Origin of the sequence: Jiella marina (assembly GCF_024359545.1) — a bacterium.
Classification (GTDB): Bacteria; Pseudomonadota; Alphaproteobacteria; order Rhizobiales; family Rhizobiaceae; genus Jiella.
Genome location: NZ_JAKQZG010000035.1, coordinates 1 through 1,641, shown reverse-complemented (window position 1 = coordinate 1,641; position 1,641 = coordinate 1). Strand labels below are relative to the sequence as shown.

The 1,641-nt window shown below is 62.4% G+C and carries 1 pseudogene; it reads right to left on the bottom strand.

The window, feature by feature from the left end:
• Positions 1–25 precede the first annotated feature (25 nt).
• Positions 26–1,580, bottom strand: a pseudogene (locus tag MF134_RS23755) (ISL3 family transposase).
• Positions 1,581–1,641: the final 61 nt, after the last annotated feature.

Genomic DNA, 1,641 nt, shown 5'->3' with positions numbered 1-1,641 from the left:
GGGTCTGACGCACTTTCGATGACGATCATGCTGCACCGAGGAGACGAGCTTCGAGGAGATTGATCTTTGCTCGGCCGTACATTTGGCGTTTCACGAGCTTCAGTTTGTTCACCTGGCCCTCGGTCTGGCCGTTCGACCAGAGTTCGCTGACGGCCCCTCTCACCGCGGCAGCATCGTTCCTTATGCCGCGAGCGAAAGACGCGAGCAGGCCCTTCTCGGCATCACGGATCCAGGTGTCCAGATCATCGACCGCTCGGCCGCGGATCATACGGTGAAACCGGTCGATCAGGGCTCTTGCATCGGCGAGCAGTGGAACGCCGGCTTCGATCGCGGCGACCACGATCGTCTCCGCCTTCGTCAGATGATCTCGTCTCAGCGTCATCAGACGGGCGATCGTTCGCGCGGACGGGACCTTGCGGAGATCGGATGCCGACATTTTCTCCGACCGGCGCCGCCGTGTCGCCCACTCGCCGACGACGCGCAGTGACCCTGCAAAACCCTTCGTCCGCAGGCGTCGCCAGAGCTCCGCGCCATTGCGGCAGCCTGCTTCCCATTGCGCATCGAGGAAGGGAAGATGCGGATCGAGAGAACCCTGCCGGCAGCGGAAAAACATCCGTCCTCTCGCCGCGGATGACCTGCCGAACCAGACCGCGGCTTCTGCCAGTTCTACGAACGATTTCCTTGGTCGACACGCCCTCGGCAGCCAGAGCCGCCACGACTGTGTTCGTTTCTTCCCGGCGCAGAAAACCCTCGTATTGAATCCTTTCGGCCGAGGTCAGAAGCGTCGGGTCGACGCTCCTCGCGCCGAGAGCGGCACGGATCGGCTTCATCGATTTCTTCACCGCGTCGAGAAAGGCCGCACTGGCATTCTCCATCAGATGCCAACGATCGGCGACCTGAACGGCATCGGGCAACGCCTTGGCGGCCGCTTCTCGGTAGCCACCGCCACGATCGCGGGTCACAATCCGGATCCCTTGATGACCGGACAGCCAAGCTGCCACCGTGGCGATCTCCCGGTTCGGCAGGAGCTTGACGATCCGTCGTCGCTCCAGGTCACAGACGATCGATCCGTAGCGGTGATTTCGACGAAAGGCGAAATCGTCGATGCCCACATAGGTCAGAGGTTCAGTCCGCTGTCGTGCCCGGCGGCGAACGATGCGGAGCAGCGTATCGTTGCTGACCGGCATCATCAGACGCTCAGCGAAGCTGGCCGCCGGACGTCCGCCCAGGGCCAAGCCGAGATGATGAACAATGCAATCCATCCGGCCCGTGCGCCTTGCTCGTTCCGGGACGGCGTCACCGAAGCGCTCGGCAAAGATCTTTCGGCGGCAGGTCACGACATCACACCGAAATCGGCGCGTGATCAGCCGCAACCGAACCGATCGTCCCGCCGACGGAAGATCGGCCACATGCCGAATGTATCGGCTATGGACACGGCGTGCGAGAAACGAGCAGGACGGGCAACTCGCCTGCCTGGTTCGCGATGACGCCGTCACGACGAGAACAGCGTCGACGACCTCGAATTGCTCGACTGACAGGCCGGCTGGAACGAGCGACGAGAGTGCAATGGCGACGGTCATGACATTCATCCCTCCAAAGCGCCATTCCGCACCTGAACTGCATCGGATGTGAGTCAGACCC